Origin of the sequence: Dietzia cercidiphylli, assembly GCF_014145145.1 — a bacterium.
Taxonomy (GTDB): domain Bacteria; phylum Actinomycetota; class Actinomycetes; order Mycobacteriales; family Mycobacteriaceae; genus Dietzia; species Dietzia natronolimnaea.
On record NZ_JAALEA010000036.1, the window covers coordinates 1 to 1,796 of the forward strand.

The 1,796-nt window shown below is 71.7% G+C and carries 2 protein-coding genes and 1 pseudogene; 1 reads left to right on the plus strand and 2 read right to left on the minus strand.

All coding sequences use genetic code 11. The features are described from left to right. Nucleotides 1-69 precede the first annotated feature (69 nt). Nucleotides 70-636: an NADPH-dependent FMN reductase gene (locus G6028_RS01955; RefSeq protein WP_182639629.1), complete on the minus strand. Its 567-nt coding sequence runs from the start codon at nucleotides 634-636 to the stop codon at nucleotides 70-72. Nucleotides 637-701: 65 nt separating this feature from the next. Continuing rightward, entirely contained in the window at nucleotides 702-1,514 is an 813-nt protein-coding gene (locus tag G6028_RS01960; protein ID WP_182639630.1) for a PaaI family thioesterase, read from the minus strand. Nucleotides 1,515-1,577: 63 nt separating this feature from the next. Here G6028_RS01960 and G6028_RS01965 point away from each other — a divergent pair. Next, nucleotides 1,578-1,796 (plus strand): annotated as a pseudogene (locus G6028_RS01965) (sensor histidine kinase); the annotation flags it as partial.

Consider the following 1,796-nt stretch of genomic DNA (forward strand, 5'->3'; position numbering starts at 1 on the left):
CGCCGGCCCGCCTCCGTGTGGAGGCGGGCCGGCGGTCGTTGACCCGTCGAGAGTCGGGCGCGTCGAGCCCTAGGCGCTGCCCGCGGGGATCGGCGCGAACCGACGGACCGCGTCCTCGAGCTGGTCGAAGAGGGTGGAGATCTCCCCCGCGCGCCGGTCGTTCGGCTGGAGACCCTCCGGGCCGAACTCGGTGAACAGGCTCAGCGACACCTGCTGCCGGACGCCGAACATCCGGAAGTTCGCGACGATCTGGCGCCACTGCTCCACGGCCCGTACCCCGCCCTCGGCGCCGTAGGAGACAAAGGCGACCGGCTTGTCCGCCCACTCGTCACCGAGGGAGTCGAAGGCGTTCTTCAGAGCGCCGGGAACGCCGTGGTTGTACTCGGGGGTCACGAAGATGAAGGCGTCGTAGGAGTCGATCGCCTCACTCCACCGGGTGACCCGCTCGTCGTCGTACTGCTTGTTCGCGGCACCCGGCACGGTGGCCGAGGTGAGGAGCGGGACGTCGAAGGACTTGAGGTCGACCAGGTCGTAGGTGGCGAGCTCCCGCGATGACGCCTCCGCGGTGACCCAGTCGGCCACGGCCGCGCCGCCCCGCTCGTCACGGACACTGCCCAGGATGATGCCGATCTTCACTCGCGTCTCCTCCGTCGATCGATGTCGTGGACACCTCGACCGTACTTGAGTGACACGGCAACAATCTACCGCCTGCCGTAGACAGTGACCGACGCCACCGCACACACCCGGCCGCGGGCGTCCCGCGTGACCGCCTGCGCGATCCCCCAGCTCCGACCGTCGTGGAGCGCCTCGGCGCGCACCGTGACCGGGCCGACGAGCGGGATCTGCCGCACGTACCTCACGTCGAGCGAGGACGAACTGACGTCTCGCTCGTGCGGGAACACCGCGGCACCGGCCACCTCCGCGACGGCCGCGAAGACCCCGCCGTGCAGGTTCCCCAGCGGGTTGGCGAGCGCCGGTTCGGGGGCGATCACGGCCTCCACCGCGCGGGTGTCCCCCGGGCCGTCATCGTGGTGGTCCACCGTCAGGCACAACACCTCGGCCAGCGTTCCCGGCGCCAACGCGGAGGGCCACGGCGGCTCGTCGTCGTAGTCATCCGGGTCCACGACCCCCGCGATCTCCATCGACTTCACCAGCCCCGCGGCGACCACCTCGCCGTCGTCATCGAGGACGTCGCCCCGCGTGGTGAGGCAGTGGCCGTCGTCGCCCAGGTGGTCCGTGCGCACGCCCAGTCCGGTCGACCCCTCACGGGGGCGCGCCAGCAGATCCAGGCGGAGTTCGGTGGTGACGGTCCACATCCCCTCGGGACGACGGCGGTGGTTCTCGGCCCCGAGACCGGAGTCGACCAACACCGCCAGGGCCCCCGTGGCGAAGCGCCCGGACGGGTCCACGAACTGGTCGGCGACCGGCTGGTGCCAGCTCACGGTGCCGTCCCCGTTCTGGCTGAAGGTCAGTCCGAGCCGGGGTTCCGGGCCGTGGTGCGTCGATTCCCTCATCTCGCGACGCTAACACGTGTTCCAGTCCTGCCCGTCGGGCCCACGTGGCCGCACAATGGAGCCGTGCCCCCACGAGCAGAGCCCCCCCGGACAGCACCCCTGAGCAGCGAGGTTCTCGCGACGCCCCGACGCTGGCCGATCCGCACGGCCACCACCGTGATCGCCACCGCGATCGTCATCCTGGTGCTGGCCGCCGCGGCGGGGGGCGCGTGGCTGCTGCTGCGCACCGCCGCGCACAGCGCGATCGACACGGTGGACCGGGGTCGGGCGGTCGACGTGGCG